Origin of the sequence: Enterococcus sp. DIV0210g, assembly GCF_050559705.1 — a bacterium.
GTDB lineage: Bacteria > Bacillota > Bacilli > Lactobacillales > Enterococcaceae > Enterococcus_B > Enterococcus_B faecalis_A.
This window is the reverse complement of sequence record NZ_CP187903.1, coordinates 276107-292160: the sequence shown is the minus strand read 5'-3', so window position 1 is coordinate 292160 and position 16054 is coordinate 276107. Positions and strand designations below refer to the sequence as shown.

The following is a 16054-nucleotide window of genomic DNA, read 5'->3' as shown; positions in this document are numbered from 1 at the left end:
TTTTCTTCCCTCCTAGACAAACATCTTTTGTAAGAAGCCTTTTTTCGTTTCTTTTAGTAAATCCAACTTACGTTGATGAAGAGCGATAGTGTCATCTAGCTGTTTAAAGAATGAACCTATTTTTTGTTGCTCTGAATTATTCTGAGGAATCGATAGCTTCAGTTCAGTCAACATGTCCATAACAATGTACGGAATATTTCCTGTACGAGCTTCCTGTTTTATTTTTTTAGGCAGCTTATTTCCAATTTCTGAAAATATAAAACTTCTATCTACTAGAAACTCTTGGAGCACATAAGTTCGTTGATAGGCATTGAACTTATTATCCGCTAAATGCATGTATCCAACTGTTGCTCCATTACCTGCAATTGTAATGGACGGTCCTTCAAACGCTGCTACATCGATCCTATATTTTTTAATTCCAGAAGTATAAAAATCATACTTGCCATTTTCAACCATTGCATTTGCATCTAATTTTCCGGTGCTTATTTTAGTAATATCTCCTAACTTACGCTCTTCCCAATCTTCCGTAAATCCAGGAAACCGGATTTCTGGCACTTTTGCTCCGTTTTTAGGGAACATTTTTTGTAAGAATCCTTTTTTCGTTTCCTTCAGCAAATCTAACTTACGTTGATGAAGAGCGATAGTGTCGTCGAGTTGTTTAAAAAATAAACCTATTTGTTTTTGTTCGTTCAAAATAGGCATTAAAGTTTTAATTCCTGAAAGAGTTGGAAACTGAACACGTTGACGCTCAATTAATGAACCTGTTGCATACAACTTATATAAATTAATTGCATTTGGAGAAGGCAACCACGCAGCAAAATACTTACTATCAAAGCCTTTATTTAATTTCATGGTCACATAATAACCTGATACAGCAACATTTTTCCCTGAATTATTGAACCCGATTGACCCTAATGTCATGTTCATAGGATTATATACAATTTCATCTGGATGAATTGCTTTGAATTTATCATTCTTTTTAACTAGGAACTCTCGATTATATCTTTCTGATTTTGGAGTTAAACCATTTTCGACAGTTACACTCCAAAGTTCAAGACCTACTTCTTTGGGGTCAATATATTCAACTGTTTGTTGAAAAACTTCTCCCAACTTACGCTCTTCCCAATCTTCCGTAAATCCCGGAAAACGAATTTCTGGTCGTGTATCATTACTCATGCTTAAACACCTCCAGCGCACCTTGTAACCACGCTTCATTTTCAGGTGTTGTTTGCAGGGAAGAGATCGCTTCTAAAAGTTCTTTTTCTAGCACTTGCTGTTCTTGTCGTATCTTCTTGATGTCATTTCCGACATGAACCATATCAATTGGTTCTTCTTCTTCAAACGTATCTACATAGCGTGGGATATTTAAGTTATAGTCATTTTCTTTGATTTCCTCAAAGGTTGCCAAATGAGCGTATTTCTCAACATCTTTTCTTTCAGCGTAGGTTTCGAGAATTTTTTGAATGTTTTCTTCCGATAATTTATTCTGATTTTTTCCTTTGACAAATTCTCGACTAGCATCAATGAATAATACATCTCGAGTTTGGCGGTTCTTTTTCAATACAATAACCGTCGTTGGAATCGATGTACCAAAGAACAAGTTCGCAGGCATACCAATCACGGCGTAAATACTGCCGTCTTCTAATAATTTTTGACGAATGACCCCTTCTGCAGCGCCACGGAATAAAACCCCGTGTGGCAAGACGATAGCCATGGTACCTGTTTCCTTCAAATGATAGAACCCATGAAGAAGAAACGCAAAATCTGCTTTGGATTTTGGTGCTAATTTTCCATAACGATTAAATCGAGAATCGTCTAAGAAGGTCGTATCTGCTGACCAATTAGCCGAATAAGGTGGGTTCATTACTACTGCATCAAATGTGTAAGGTTCATCTGTTGGCCAGTCCTTATTCAACGTATCCCCATTGCGGAGATTCATTTCTTCGGCATCTACTCCATGTAAAATCAAGTTCATTTTTGCTAGATTGTATGTCGTTGTATTTAATTCTTGCCCATGATATTTAACGTTATCTGGGTGAGTTAAGTAGTTACGTACGTTTAACATCAATGAACCTGAACCCATCGTTGGATCAAAAACACTAAAGAATCGTCGTTCTTTTTGATCCAACGTCACGATTTGTGCCATCATATCAGAAACCATATGAGGCGTGTAAAATTCTCCGGCTTTCTTCCCTGCTTCTGAAGCAAATTGACTGATCAAAAATTCATATGCATCACCGATCACGTCTCCATCGTGTCCTAAAACATCTACGTCGTTTAATTTCTTGATAACTTCGGTAATCGTGACATTTCGTTGTTGCTCATCTGTCCCAAGTTTTTTCGATTGGAGATCCACATCATCAAATAACCCATTGAATTGGTCATAGGTCGTTGAAAGTTGTACAAATGCTTTATTTAAATCATTCAATTGAAAAATTGCTTGTTTTGCTTGATCTGCTAACACATTGAAAAGATACTCTGGTGAGATCGCATAACCTAAAATATCCACGATTGTGGCAATCAGATCTTCTTTTGATTCTTCATCTGAAAGTAATTCACGATACAACATTGTTTGTTTGCTTACTGTGTCATATTCCTCTAAGGATTCATCTGCTAAAAGAACCACTTGTTCCAGCAAACGGTCGGATAAATATTTATAGAAAATCAGCCCCAATAAATAATTTTTATATTCTGACGCATCCATTTTACTACGGAGATTATCTGCCGCACTAAATAATTTTTGATTTAATTCTGCACCCAAAAGATACACTCCTATCTCTTATTTAAAGTTGCTATATACCCTCTTATTTTAGCATACTCCCTTTTAGAAAAAGCAAAAAAAAAGAAAGAATTTTATTCTTGATAACAAGCTACATGACGTATATCCCTAACACAAAAATAGCCATATCCTTTGGTTTGGATACGGCTATTTGATATTATTCATTTAATTGTCAAATCACAATAGGTGTGAACCTTATCGGAATCGGCAATATCTCCTTCTGATTAGGATCAAAGGTGATTTTCTCGACTTAGGGCTTTTGATTCTAGTAAGAATAGCCTAATCATTTGATATAGATGAATGGGCTTTGCGAATATAATCTATCAAATTTATTACTTCTATAACTAAGAAATTAAAAATGAAGCTCTTATTTTCTGAATTTTATTGAGTGCTAAGTACTTTTCTATGACATGTAATTAGTTAATTATTTCGAAAGTATGTTTTGTTTAATTGATATAAATTCTTCTTCAGTAATAATTTTTTGTTTCAACAATTCATGTGCCTTTTCTATTTGTTCGATGACATTTTCACCTTTCATGCTAGTTTCCGATAAATTAGATTCTTCGATGATGATGTCTTCAACGTTTAAAATTTTCAAATCTTGTTTCAAATTTTCTTCAGAATAATTGATGCCTTTTCTCAATTCATTTTTTAATTTTGTAGCCATCGGTTTCATTGAAAAATAGTTCAATCCTCCTGATACTACACCACCTACAACAGGCACCACTTTGGAAACTCCTTTTGCAAATGTTGCTTTTGTTAGTTTTGTTCCAAATACTGCAAGTACTTTCTTTATAACTGGATAATAGATCGTTTTTGTTAATGCTTTTTGTGGGATCTTTTTCAGAGCCTGTACAGAAAGTTTTCCTGATAATACCCTAACAGCAGAGCTAGCAGTTGTTACACCTAACATGATCCCTAAGTACAAGATCAGCGTTTCTTTAGCTTCTTCAGTCAATTCTCCTTGTTGATTCCAAATATCTTCATACCCATAGATATAAGAAATTTCTTGTGCCAATTTTAAAGAATAGCCGTAAAACTGTGTGATATCTGCTGGTATTGTTGCTGCCATAGCTAATCCTCCGGGTAATCCTGTAGCAAATGACAATGTACTCGACTGAGCAACGATAGAATAGATTCGATTATTCGCAGCTCGATCTAGGTCCTCTATAGATAAAAATGCTTGTGGTCCCTCTTCAATCAATTGATTGATATCTTCTACCTTGTCACCAAATACTTTCACTAAAAATTCTGACCGATTCACTTTTACGACAGGTAATTTCAGCGATTCATTTACTACCCTTAATGCCAAGCTTTCATTATTTTCCAAATTTATTCCTTCCCCTCATTTATAAACAGTTTTACATAAACATCTCTTTGTATATAATATTTCTATTTCCAATAAAAATATTATACACCTCTGTCTCAAATAAATATATGAAAATATGAGCTTATTTCACTAATAATTTCCCCTCTTAAAATATCAATTTGAGAACTATAGAATTTATATTGACCTATTTTTATCTCTTGATTCGATATACCATTTTTCTGAAATACGCGCACTATTACCGTCTGTATTAGGTATTGCTTCTTCAAAAGCAGTTAACATAGGAATTCGTATTGATGATCCGAATACTAAAGCATGACCAGTTTGCAAATAGGTTAATCTATTGATTGTATCTTTATCAATATAAGGTACCATGCTAGATATGTAGATTAAGTCATCAGGATTCTGTATTCTGTGGACAATAAAATTACTACATTGTGAAACTACTGTTTTAGATAAATCACTGGGTCTTTGTGTGGACACACACATTAATAAACCATATTTTCTCCCCTCTTTTGCTATTCTCTGAAATATATCAAAATCGTATGAGCCTTGTGAGTAAGGGCTATTTCTTCAATAGATACTTCTGAAATTTTATTTTTATCTTTTTTCCATGAAATAGAAGCATCTATATTTGTTTTCTGAATAGTTTTCTTAGAATCTTGATTGTCGATACGCACCTCCCTAACGACTCCTCTAACGATTTCAAATCGCTAGAGAAGTGTTAGCGCCCCTCTAACGTTGTTTGATATAACCTAGACTAGATCGTTAACGTAAAGGGTGTTTTTAACACAAAAATAGCCGTATCCTTTGTTTTGGATACGGCTATTTGATATTGCTCATTCAATTGTTGTACCACGGCAGGCGTGAATTTCATCGTAATTTCCAACATCTCCTTATGGTTAGGATCAAAGGTGATTTTCTCAATAAAGGTACGATACAAGGCTTTGATTTGCTTCTTCTCACTCTGGGCAAGAAAACGATCCAAACTAGTCAATATCCGTTGGACATCTTTGACTTGAATCGGCTCTCCTTGTTGTTGAAAGATCCCTAAGATTTCATTTTCTCGAATGTGCAACTGTCGTCGTTTTTCAGTCAATTCGTCTAAGCGGTCTTTTAACATCGGAAACAATTCAGGACTATCTTCCAAAGCAACTTCCCATTTTTCAATTTTAGTCTTCAATTCTTCCTTTCGTTCCAGTAACACCACGAGTTCTTGTTCCAATGGTTGGCTTTGTCGCACTATTTCTTCATTTAATGCTGCCACCAATCGGGGAAGAACTTCTGGTAGCTGAACGATCTCCTTTAATCGGTCGGCGACAAATGTTTCCGCTTGTTCGGCACGAATCGAATTGGCATGACACACACTTGCTCCCTTATTTCGAAAAACTGAACAAGAATAATATCGAATCCGTTTCTTTGTGCCATCCTTTAGGGTATTTGTGACATTACTCGCTGCCATCGGTGCCCCACATTCTGGACATCTTAACAACCCCGTCAATACATTTTCACCTGTATGGTTCCATTTGGGTTGTTTTCCTTCTAAAGCAAGGCGTTCTTGTACTTTTTGATAATCTTCTTCCGAAATAATCGGCTCATGGGTTCCTTTCACTAAAATCGGTTTCGGATTTTTTCCTTTCCGTCGTTTGGTTTCCCAATTGATATAGCGCGCATATTCTAAATACCCTGCATAAATTTTATTGCGTAAGATATCTTTGACTGCCGTGGTAGAAAAAGCATTCTTTTTGACTGTTTGATATCCTTGACGATTCAAAAAATTGGCAATCGCTCGATACCCTGCTCCACCTAAATATTTTGCATAAATCAGACGAACAATTTTCGCCTCTTCTGGTTCAATGACCAATTGTTTTTGACCGTTCGCGTCAATACCACTGACATAGCCTAAACGTCGTCCTCCTGCATAACGCTTTTTATCTTTCACTAAGCTTTGCATTGACATCTGAACATTCTCCGCAATTTGGTTGCGTTCAAATTCACCGAAACTCCCAAGGAGTTGTAACATTAGTTTTCCTGTCGAAGTAGTCACGTCAAATTGTTCCGAGATCGAATGTAACCCCACATCATATCGCAATAGTTCCTCGACGGTTTGTAAGACATCTAACATATTGCGTCCGAGACGGGTCAATTTCCAAATCACTAGTAGATCAAAACGATGGTACCGAGCATCGTTCATCATTCGTTGATAGGCGAACCGATTTTTTGTGGATTTCCCACTAATCCCTTCATCGGCATAAACTTCTACCACTTCATAGCCCATCCGTTCGGCAAACTGTCGTCCATTTTGTTCTTGTGCTTGAATACTATGTCCTTCTAAAGCTTGTTCTTGGGTACTCACCCGAATATACAATGCGACTCGTTTGGTTGGTGTCGTTTCCATAGATCATTTGTTCCCTTCTAAAATATTTTGTGTCATTTGTCGGAAGTAAATCCCACAGACTGTTTTTTCCTTTGTTACCTCGATCCGACAAACATGGTCACATAACAATTGTCGACTAGAGAGGTCTTTTAGTTGAAGCCATTCTTTCACTTTTGCTTCACACTGTTGGAGTGAAAGAAACGAAGAAGTAGACCTCGGCTTTTGAAGAGCTTGCAGCTGTTGCTTGAGTTCTTCCAGTGAACAATTGCCCTCTTCAAATGCCTTGAGCCATTGTGCTTCTTGTTTCTTTTGTTGGATTACTTTGTGTTTTTCATCTTTTCGCTTTTCGGCTAATTGTTGCGTCAATTGGGCAATCAAGGCTTGATAGACACCTTCGTATTGAAAAAAAGCCTGTATCTTTTCCAATACTTCTGACTCAACCCTTTCTGCCCGAAGAAAGATTCCTTGGCAGCTTCGGTCGGTACAATGATAATAATGAAGCGTCTTCGTCTTCTTTGTATTCCATTGATACTTCGAACTCAGATGACGACCACAGAAGGGACACCGAATTTTTTGACGTAATAAGTACGGATACGTATCTTTTTTAGCTGTACACCTTGATTGGCGAATCTCTTGGGCTTGTAAAAAGATTGTTTTCGAGAGAATCGGTTCAAAGGTTCCTAGATACTTCCCCAAAGATCCTCCTTTGATTTCGCCATAGTACAATGGATTTTTTAGGATACTATAAATATGATAGGGCTGAAAAGGACGTTCACGGAAGAAGAACTTTTGTTGCGTCAATCGTTGACAAAGCTTTTTGTAGCCATATTTTTTAGTCAAATAAAGTTGAAAGATATGGCGGACAACTTTTGCTTCGTGTGCTTCTTGTTGGATTTTCCCATTCACTAAACGATACCCATATGGAACCGCAGAAGACAAATATTGCCGTTGTTGCTTTTTATAGGCAAGTCCGGCACGAACATTTTCAATAATGACGTTTCGTTGTTGTTCTGCAAAAGTGAACAATAATTGCACAAATAGTTTATTCGTTGAAGTGTGCGAGAAAGAAGCAGGAAGAGGTTCAGAAATCGAACAAACTTGAACTTGATGTTGTTGGCACAACTCAATAAATTCTAAGGCTATTTTGGCTTGACGTGCCAATCGATCATAACGCCAGACATAGATCACCCCCTCTTCTTCTGACGCACAAACCCAAGCTCTAAGCTGTCGAAAAGCTGGACGATCCGCTTTTCCCCCTGATTCTCCTTTGTCTGAAAATCGTTGGGGAATTTGTTCATATTTCTCTAAAACGTACTCTTTCACTGCATCATATTGGGCGTCATTACTGATTTTCGCTTCTTCATAAACAGACGTTCGATCATAACAAGCCACACGCATGCTTGATTCCCCTCTCTATGAATGAACTAAATACCATTCTTTCACATCTCTTCCATTGAACGAACGTTGCACAAAGTGATTTTCTAAATATCCTTCGTTCTTCAACGCTTGAAGAGTACCTCCAATAGATCCAGCAGATACCCCTCTTATTTCGAAAGACAAGTAAATTGGTTTTGTAAAAAAGGCTTGATTAGAAAAATGTTCTTGAATATACAGAAGAACCTCTGCTTTTAGTGTCATTTTATTTTTAGTCATTAGAATTCCCCTTTCTTAAATGTTTGATTGAATGAAGTAAATGAAGCATAGATCAAGCTTCATTTACTTCCGTTTGGGTTTGCTCGCTATCATATAAATAAGTAATCAGTAGCTTTGAAATCGCAGCCAATAACTTTCCCTTGTCTATTTCCTATAACCAACTGAAAGAAAAACTTTGACTGTTCCTCTTTCGATTGAATTTAGTCTTCGATCGCTCGCTTTTCGAGATCTTTTTCATGATGAAAATAAGAAATCATGTCTTTTGCAAGTTGAGATAAAAATTCTTCCATTATTTTTCCACCCCCATATCCTCATAAAAAATGCTCAGGTCAATAGAAAAATCCCCGTTTTCTGCTTTCATCAATTCTAAAACCAAAGAATTGAAATTTTCTTGTTCCATCAATTTTTTTCACTCTCCCTTATTAATGTCTTACAGTTCTTGTATTGACTGATTTAAGACAATTCCAGAGAGATAGGTTTTGCCATTACTTTTTTTAGTGGAAATAACAAAGCCTTCTGCTTCAAAAAGTTCAATCAACCCTTTGTTGAATGAACGAAGCGTTCCGTATTGTCTAGCCGACCAATTCTTTTCCTTTAACATTTTTTGGAAAGTTTGAAAAAGAAGGTTACTCTCCACCTTTCTTGTTGGATTTTTCGATAAATAATGCGCCTTAAAATAGGACAAAGGATGTACGCATCCTAAAAACTGTTCTTTTGCCTCATTCATCAAATCAGATATAGTAAATTGATATCCGTTCTTAATTAATCGCTTCGCCCCTTCTAAGGCAAAGTTTAAAATTCCAGACATTTCAAGTGTCATTTTTTCTAGTAGAAAAGGATCTTGCTCTTCTGGACGAAACGTTCGAGGAAATGGAAGAATCAGTAATCTACGAGAAAATCCGTAAGAAGAATCCGTTATCAAAGGCAAATGATTCATTAAAAAAATGAACTTAGTAGGAAGTATACAAGTGATTTCTTTGATGCCTTTCCGATTTAACGTGATTGGCTCTCCCGCTGTAACAGCTTTTAAAGTAGCTGTTTCAAAACTATTTACATCACTTTCTGTAGCTAAGTTGAGTAACTTATTGTGCATCACTTCCATTCCAAATCGACTTTGAAAAGCTGAAATTCCAGAAGAACTCGTATTACATTCGCCAACAAGCTTTGCTAAAAGAGCAAACAACAAAGATTTACCGTTCGCTCCCGATCCATATCCAATCAGAAAAGCATTCGCCTGATGGCTCGACAAAAGAACATAGCCGAACCATTCTTGAACAAACGCAATTGTTGATTGATCAGAATAGAAAACTTCATTAAGAAATTGAAGAAATCGAGCGCACTTCTTTTCGGAATCATACACAACCGTGCTAAAAAAATAAGCATAGTGATTGGATTGACTCTCAATAATCTCTCCAGTTCGCCTATCAAAAGTGCCATTTGTCAACACTAAATAATCATCAGAGAAAGTCTCAAGCATACAAAGTTTCCTTTTAATATGTTCACACGTATTTCTTTCGCGATACCATAAGTTTGTTTCATCTACACTTTTTGTGACTTCATACACCAATCTTTGCAACCAGATTTCTCCTTTTGATTCCCATCTATGAGTAGTGTAATTATAGATATACACACCATTGGTTGATTTCAACATGACCATATGTGTATATTCTATTATTAGATCTGCCACCTGCTCGTTAAATGCTTCTTCAGTCAAGTTTTTGGGAATAGCTTCAATGAGCATAAAAAAAGCTTTTTTGACTTCTTCAACTGATCGTAGTTTAGTGGGATTTAGATAGTTCTTGAAGATTTGTGTATTATCCATTTCTTTTTTATTCATGATTCACTTCTTCTCCTTCGTTTATTAATTCCTCCAAAATTACTAGCCCATGAAAATTACAGTAACAACGATCATTTCGACAAGTATCCATATATACAAGTAAAATTTCTTTGTTAATTAGGAAACTTAAGTCAATGATATCTCTTTCTATATATCTGGAAATACTCGTTAAGAGTCGCTCATATTCAAACTGATTGTTCAGGTTAATTTCAAATAATCCTTGATTAGGATGTGTACTTTGAAACATATTCAGTTGAATAGTGACGATTCCATTATTCGCGGCACTAATTTCTTTCACCACTCCATAAAAGTGATAAGTTTCTCCTAACACTTGATTGACTGATACTTTAGTATTCTTCAACATATTCCTTCGCTCCTATCAAATATTTTATAGAGGTCTTTTCGACAATCTAATCTTATCGAACTTTAAAAGATTTGAATGCTTCCAAAAGGCTACTAAGTAACCGTTTTCATAAGTTAAAATAAAAAAGATTCCAATTTACTTGGAATTAATTTTTGAAGATTAGGAGAATAACAGTATGAGCCTTAATATCAAATCGACCATGAATGCTTTCATTTATGATCAAAGAAAAAATGTAGGTGATTATGGCATTTATAATAATTCTTTTTATTTGGACTACAGAAAGGATCTATTAATTAATAGAAAGTTTTTCTGGGATTTTTTGCCAAAGACAAGCTTAACAGAAGATCCTATAGATAAAAAAGATGCATACTTGAGAGAACTTTTTTGGTACGATATTAGTCAAATCGTACCAATTCTAGCCATCGGCTCAATTTTAGATGCAGACAATTTTAAAAAATCCACTCATTTAAAAATTAATAATATAATTGAACAAACTACAAAAATTGATCCTAAATTGGAGTACACACGTCTATTAAAAAATTTAGATACGCACTCATTTCCTACGTATCTGGATTATCCTAAATTTATTTTAAGAATGGTAAACAATAAACTAAAATCCACGTCTATTCAAACAATCGACAAAGAAGAAGTTCGTAAGAACTTAATAGTGTTACAACATTTTATAATTAAACTAAGCAATCAAGCTGCTGTTAATAATAAAAACATAAGCAAGCTTTCAAATAACCTAAGTAACCTAATAAGATTTTTTACAAATGAATCAAAAAATGACAATGTGGAAGAAGTAAGTAATCTAGTGGACCAAACAGAAAAATTATTATCAACTTCCTTAAACCATTTAGGAGATATTCATGAAAATGTTCTTAATGTAATGATTTCTATTTTAGATGAAAATCCTAAAATAAAAAATAGCTATAATAAACTCTGTAATATAGATAAGAAGCCTGAAAATATAACTTTTTCTCAAATCCAAGGTTTTCAAAATTTCCTATTTGAGCAACCACCTGTCTATAACTCAATAATAGAAAAATATCGGATCGAACGTAGATTCCAATTCAATCAGCAATTTGCACTCATTACCGCTTCTAAAAGATTGAAAGTCCATTTAGAAAATAAGAAAGTATCGAAAGAACAAATTGAACTATCGGTTCATAGATTTATTACTTTATGCAACAAAATCTTGAATGGTTCTCCCCTCTTAACTTTTAATCAATTTTTATTTTTTGAATTAGCTGCTCAATTCATGGCATTTGATTATACCAGTTACGAATCTTTCTTCCAAAGTTGTTACTTAATATTTGAGGATGTCGACTGTTTTTTATTAACATCTATAAATTTACAAAAAACTTTTATAGACAAATTCAAGAAGCTATATTCGTTCGATAACATCTCAAATAATCTAGATGAAATCATGGCGTATCTAAATACCTATGATTTTAAAAATAAGTTTGTTCAAGGACGGACTGATTCTTCTGCATTCTGTAAAAAAGACTTCGAACAAATTACTTTATCTGCTATGCCTTTAGATAAGTAAAAATAGAGTGTACAAGATTTCTATGATTTCTTGTACACTTTTTATATAGATAATTAAAACAAATAGATAAAAATAAGCCTTTTCTAAGTACCAAAGTACTTAAAGTGACAATTTTTTATTTCATTTTACTTTTCTTACTCATTTTTTATCAACTATCTTTTGGTCACTTTGGGTACTTCTAGTACTGTATTGGTTTTCAATTAAATATCTCATTCAAAAGAATGCTTGTGCTCTTTCAATTATCGTTACTATTATTTTTATGTATATTAGTTAAAAAGTCATTTAATACATTCTTTCTCCCTCTTTATAGATAAAACTGATTCTTAAAAAGCTTATGGTGCTTTTTAAGAATCAGTTATTACTTGATGATGTATAACTCTAATTATTGAACCATGTTAGAATGATGAATCATCCTAAAAGCCTCGTCCATTTGTAACTCTTATTTCAAATTAGGGTATTTTTCTAATAGATTCGTTGTACTTTGTGCAAGTTGTGCATTGGTCGCATTACCTACGAAAGAATCAAGTATTTCTTCATCTGGAATTGAGTTTAATACCTCTTCATTAAATCCTTGATTTTGTTTTAATATTTCCCTAATTGCTTGTGCTCTTTCATGTGAACTTGGCATAGCTGAATCAGTTGTTGCTTGTTGAGTAGATTCTTCTACTACTGGAGTTTGAGGAGTTTGTCCATTCACAATATCACTGAAACCTTGTTTTAACTGTTGGTTCTGAGTTTCATTGAAGTACATGTAGTTTTTATCATTGCCTTGATTTTGTTGCGTTAAATAAACTTTAGGTTGTCCATTTTGAAAACCGAAAAAGTAAACATGCTGCCCTAAATATTCTCCAGTTTCTACATCAGAATAAACTGCTACTAAATTGAAATCTGCATGACCAGTTCCATCTTCTGACCATTGTACGGTAACTGGTGCTTCATTGATTGCCATTTTCCAATTGCCATTAATCACAGCTTGGGGTAAAGGAGTGCCATACAGACTTACATTGCTCTGAGGATTGTAGCTTTTATATTCTTGACCTAATGTCTTTCCCCATTGTGGGACAAAAGTTTCTAATTGAGATGCTTTATTTGTATCCCATAATTCTTGTTTTATTTGAGAATCACTCGTATCTGAACTCGTTGCCTTACTAGACTCTGTTGTGTTAGTTTCTTGAGTAGTTTTTTCTATTTCTTTTGTAGAAGATTCCTTTCTTGTTGTTTCAATTTCATGAGTTGTTGAATCCACTTGTTTCTTTTGTTCGTTTTGAGAGACAGTAGAACATCCTCCAAGTAAAAGAATCGTGCCTAATAGGAATAATCGTTTTGCTTTCATCCTGTTTCTTCTCCTAATAATAAATTTGAATTCATTCAAGAAAAAGAACCACCCGTATAAGTGGTTGCTTTTTCTAAATAATTATTTCTTTAACAGCTCTTGCTTCAATTGTTGAAACTCTTCTTCTGTAATCATATTCGTTTCCAACAAGTGAGAAAGTCTTTCTAATTGAGAAAGAACTGTATCAGAAGACGCGATATCAGAAGATACTTCTTCAAATTCACCTTCTAAAATATCTAAATCTTGTTGGAGACTTTCTTCTGTATACGCTACATTTTTCCCTAACTCTGTTTGAAGCTTTGTTGCCATTGGTTTCATAGACAAGTAATTGATGCCTCCTGAAACAACGCCTCCCACGACTGGTACTGCTTTAGAAATACCTTTCGCAAAGGTATTTTTAGTTAACTTTGTACCAAAAATGCCTAGTACTCGTTTGATTACTGGATAATACAACGTTTGAGTCAATGCTTTTTGAGGAATTTTTTTCAATGCTTGTGTAGACAGCTTTCCAGACAACGCTCGTACGGCAGAACCTGCAGAAGTTACTCCAAGCATAATTCCCAAATACAGTATCAACGTATTCTTTGCTTCTTCACTGAGCTCTCCATTCTCTCCCATTAAATCCTTAAATCCATAAATATATGAAATTTCCTGTGCTAATCGTAATGAATAACCAAAGAACTGAAGGAGATCCGCTGGAATAGTTGCTGCCATAGCAATGCCTCCTGGAAGTCCAGTTGCTAACGATACCGCACTTGATTTCAAGGTAATCGATTGAATACATTTTTGTGCTTCACGATCTAGCATTTCTTTGGATAAAAACGCTTGTGGTCCCTTTTCTATGAGTCCTTCAATATCAGAAACTTTCCCTTGAAATGTTTGAATCAAAAATGCTCGACGATCAACTTTGACCATTGGTAATTTGAATGCTTCTTCTATGATTCTCAAACCTACTGTTTCTTCATTAGCCATGTACATGTTGCTCCTTTTGTTGTTGTCTGATAATACTTTGAATCCATCTCGTTGAAAAACCATACCGATCCGTTAATTTCCTAGAATCAATGGAATGGTTTTCTTGTACCATTGTTTCAATTTTTTGAGCGACTAATTCTCGGTCATACATTTTCATTGGAAACGATAACTGTTGCCCACGAAAAGCAATATAAAACTGATAAAGTAAATCCGTGTCTAGTCCTTTTTCCTCAAAAAATTCATAGATACTTTTATACGAACTCGTCAAACATTCCCCATCTACTTTCACTTGCTCACCTCCATTTCCTCTGACATTTTAAAAATATCATATTGATTCCTTCATTGATAATGCATATAACAAGAGGTTTTACAAGTTGTTTAGTCTGTAAAAGAACAAGTAAAATAACAGAAAAAGAAACATATACATTGAATACTTATTTTTGTTTATTGAAATAACAAAGAATGATCCGCCAATTGCCATTCATTACGAACATGAATACTTAGTGGGTGGGATAACTTACCTTCTGCATTTATCAATACTTTGGTCATCTTCTTTTGTTTCGCACTCAATTGATCGTAAATAGTCTTCGCTTGTTCATAAGCCACTTGACTCGTCGCTGTAATCGAACCACAAGCAAAAATAATGGTATTGATTTTCTTTTCTGTGAAAACAGTCGTTAATATTTCCAAAGATTGTTCATCATTTCCACGAGGAAATACCCGAGGACTTTTCGCTTTTGTATACGAAAAAAGATTCACGGCAATAAAACCAGTAAATCCTAATTGTCGGATATTCTTTTCGATTAATAACATACTCAAATCATTCGTAAATGGTTCTGTATCTGTTGGACGAATAGTAATGACTACCGCTAATTTCTCTTCCACTTCTTTTCCTTTGATCGCCCATTGTCGTTTGAAAACATAGCGATGGGTTTGATGAGGATCTCGCCAAACTTCTGTTTGTGTGGTCACTAATTCTTTTTCAATCATCTCTTTTTCTCCTATGCTAATTTTTGTTCAAGCAATTCAATCACCATTGCCGTTATAAGTGTCAATACTAGTTGAAAATATTTCATATTCTTTCTCCTTTTTTCTTCAGAATTTGATAAATCGCTATAAGGATATCTTCTAAACATTTCGCAATCATTCTCAAATAATCGATCTTATTCATTCGTTCCTCCAATCTGACTCCAAACCAATCGTCCTTCTACCAGTAACCCACGAACAAATTCTCGCTGGCTGGTAATATCTGTAATGAAATAAACTATATAGTCTTTTCCATCTTCTGGTGCGCAATAAATATAAAGATGTGTCATCACTAAACGTGGTAGATGAACATCTTTAGGAAGCGTACCCATTTCAATTTCCTCTTTTTCCATCGTAACGGATTCATAGCCCCACTCTTCAGGAGTAGTGACTAGCTGTGCACACTTTTCCAGTACTTCGATAGCCGTTTCTAACAAGTCATTTCTCTCCTTTCTTTTAGATATTAGTATTCTTCTGGTAATAACATCGTTTGATACTCACCCGAATCAATGACCCATATTTTTTGAGACACTGATTTCAAACGAAGCTTAGGTGAAATCAGATACTCTTTTCTTTCTTCCGGTTCTTCTTGACGATGAACCAACTTTTGATTTCCTTTTTCCGTAGAAAATTCAAAAATTTGAAGATAGTCTAAAGGAAGTTGCTTTTGAACGTTTTGATCGATTAGATTCCAACATAAAGCTTGTAATTCCACTGGTAAACTGTCCATTACTCCCTTTGTGACATAACGTTGTCCTTTATTTTGAAACATTTCTTTTCCCTCCTTTGCCATAAAAATAGCCCAATCTTCTATTAAAGAAGATTGGGCTTCAT

General features: G+C 34.8%; 16 protein-coding genes. 1 reads left to right on the top strand and 15 read right to left on the bottom strand.

Features of this window, described 5'->3' with window-relative positions:
* Positions 1-12: 12 nt before the first annotated feature.
* The 9 genes from IGI64_RS01450 to IGI64_RS01410 all read right to left on the bottom strand — a co-directional run bounded on the left by IGI64_RS01450 (position 13) and on the right by IGI64_RS01410 (position 10337).
* The gene (locus IGI64_RS01450) at positions 13-1176 is read right to left on the bottom strand and encodes a restriction endonuclease subunit S (RefSeq protein WP_430596464.1); all 1164 of its coding nucleotides are present in this window, start codon (positions 1174-1176) and stop codon (positions 13-15) included.
* Positions 1169-2761, bottom strand: coding sequence for a type I restriction-modification system subunit M (locus IGI64_RS01445; protein ID WP_284590216.1), 1593 nt, complete (start codon positions 2759-2761; stop codon positions 1169-1171). Before IGI64_RS01445 ends, IGI64_RS01450 begins: the two co-directional genes overlap by 8 nt.
* 442 nt (positions 2762-3203) lie before the next feature.
* A complete protein-coding gene (locus tag IGI64_RS01440; protein ID WP_010721777.1) occupies positions 3204-4109 on the bottom strand; it encodes an EcsC family protein in 906 nt (301 codons plus the stop codon).
* A 515-nt stretch (positions 4110-4624) separates the two neighbouring features.
* Positions 4625-4786, bottom strand: a complete 162-nt coding sequence (locus IGI64_RS01435; protein WP_010721775.1) for a hypothetical protein — start codon at positions 4784-4786, stop codon at positions 4625-4627.
* An 80-nt stretch (positions 4787-4866) separates the two neighbouring features.
* Positions 4867-6504, bottom strand: a complete 1638-nt coding sequence (locus tag IGI64_RS01430) for a recombinase family protein (protein WP_430596463.1) — start codon at positions 6502-6504, stop codon at positions 4867-4869.
* A 3-nt stretch (positions 6505-6507) separates the two neighbouring features.
* On the bottom strand, positions 6508-7881 hold the full coding sequence (locus tag IGI64_RS01425; RefSeq protein WP_144339726.1) for a recombinase family protein: 1374 nt from the start codon (positions 7879-7881) through the stop codon (positions 6508-6510).
* Positions 7882-7896: 15 nt separating this feature from the next.
* Positions 7897-8136 (bottom strand): hypothetical protein, encoded by a 240-nt coding sequence (locus tag IGI64_RS01420; protein ID WP_430596462.1) that lies wholly within the window; start codon positions 8134-8136, stop codon positions 7897-7899.
* Positions 8137-8566: 430 nt separating this feature from the next.
* Complete coding sequence (locus IGI64_RS01415; protein ID WP_024636247.1) at positions 8567-9973, bottom strand: DNA primase family protein; 1407 nt, start codon at positions 9971-9973, stop codon at positions 8567-8569.
* Positions 9966-10337 (bottom strand): hypothetical protein, encoded by a 372-nt coding sequence (locus IGI64_RS01410; RefSeq protein WP_002390894.1) that lies wholly within the window; start codon positions 10335-10337, stop codon positions 9966-9968. Before IGI64_RS01410 ends, IGI64_RS01415 begins: the two co-directional genes overlap by 8 nt.
* A gap of 175 nt (positions 10338-10512) precedes the next feature.
* On the opposite strand from IGI64_RS01410, the gene IGI64_RS01405 reads away from it, so the two are divergent.
* On the top strand, positions 10513-11889 hold the full coding sequence (locus IGI64_RS01405) for a hypothetical protein (protein WP_283597275.1): 1377 nt from the start codon (positions 10513-10515) through the stop codon (positions 11887-11889).
* A 439-nt stretch (positions 11890-12328) separates the two neighbouring features.
* Here IGI64_RS01405 and IGI64_RS01400 read toward each other — a convergent pair whose 3' ends face one another.
* The 6 genes from IGI64_RS01400 to IGI64_RS01375 all read right to left on the bottom strand — a co-directional run bounded on the left by IGI64_RS01400 (position 12329) and on the right by IGI64_RS01375 (position 15992).
* Positions 12329-13222 carry a DUF4767 domain-containing protein gene (locus IGI64_RS01400; RefSeq protein ID WP_081125820.1) on the bottom strand — a complete coding sequence of 298 codons (894 nt, stop codon included), beginning with the start codon at positions 13220-13222 and terminating at the stop codon, positions 12329-12331.
* Positions 13223-13303: 81 nt separating this feature from the next.
* Positions 13304-14194, bottom strand: coding sequence for an EcsC family protein (locus IGI64_RS01395; protein WP_086310348.1), 891 nt, complete (start codon positions 14192-14194; stop codon positions 13304-13306).
* On the bottom strand, positions 14187-14483 hold the full coding sequence (locus tag IGI64_RS01390; RefSeq protein WP_002324318.1) for a hypothetical protein: 297 nt from the start codon (positions 14481-14483) through the stop codon (positions 14187-14189). Before IGI64_RS01390 ends, IGI64_RS01395 begins: the two co-directional genes overlap by 8 nt.
* A gap of 155 nt (positions 14484-14638) precedes the next feature.
* Positions 14639-15184, bottom strand: coding sequence for a DUF1643 domain-containing protein (locus IGI64_RS01385; RefSeq protein WP_129201247.1), 546 nt, complete (start codon positions 15182-15184; stop codon positions 14639-14641).
* 173 nt (positions 15185-15357) lie between these two features.
* Positions 15358-15657, bottom strand: a complete 300-nt coding sequence (locus IGI64_RS01380) for a 4'-phosphopantetheinyl transferase (protein WP_100970590.1) — start codon at positions 15655-15657, stop codon at positions 15358-15360.
* Positions 15658-15683: 26 nt separating this feature from the next.
* A complete protein-coding gene (locus IGI64_RS01375; RefSeq protein WP_002317115.1) occupies positions 15684-15992 on the bottom strand; it encodes a DUF960 domain-containing protein in 309 nt (102 codons plus the stop codon).
* Positions 15993-16054 lie beyond the last annotated feature (62 nt).

Excerpts from the sequence above, each read along its gene's own strand:
- IGI64_RS01400 (WP_081125820.1), bottom strand. The coding sequence starts at position 13,222 with ATGAAAGCAAAACGATTATTCCTATTAGGCACGATTCTTTTACTTGGA.
- IGI64_RS01425 (WP_144339726.1), bottom strand. The coding sequence starts at position 7,881 with ATGCGTGTGGCTTGTTATGATCGAACGTCTGTTTATGAAGAAGCGAAA.
- IGI64_RS01450 (WP_430596464.1), bottom strand. The coding sequence starts at position 1,176 with ATGAGTAATGATACACGACCAGAAATTCGTTTTCCGGGATTTACGGAA.
- IGI64_RS01375 (WP_002317115.1), bottom strand. The coding sequence starts at position 15,992 with ATGTTTCAAAATAAAGGACAACGTTATGTCACAAAGGGAGTAATGGAC.
- IGI64_RS01420 (WP_430596462.1), bottom strand. The coding sequence starts at position 8,136 with ATGACTAAAAATAAAATGACACTAAAAGCAGAGGTTCTTCTGTATATT.
- IGI64_RS01415 (WP_024636247.1), bottom strand. The coding sequence starts at position 9,973 with ATGAATAAAAAAGAAATGGATAATACACAAATCTTCAAGAACTATCTA.
- IGI64_RS01410 (WP_002390894.1), bottom strand. The coding sequence starts at position 10,337 with ATGTTGAAGAATACTAAAGTATCAGTCAATCAAGTGTTAGGAGAAACT.
- IGI64_RS01405 (WP_283597275.1), top strand. The coding sequence starts at position 10,513 with ATGAGCCTTAATATCAAATCGACCATGAATGCTTTCATTTATGATCAA.
- IGI64_RS01430 (WP_430596463.1), bottom strand. The coding sequence starts at position 6,504 with ATGGAAACGACACCAACCAAACGAGTCGCATTGTATATTCGGGTGAGT.
- IGI64_RS01395 (WP_086310348.1), bottom strand. The coding sequence starts at position 14,194 with ATGGCTAATGAAGAAACAGTAGGTTTGAGAATCATAGAAGAAGCATTC.
- IGI64_RS01385 (WP_129201247.1), bottom strand. The coding sequence starts at position 15,184 with ATGATTGAAAAAGAATTAGTGACCACACAAACAGAAGTTTGGCGAGAT.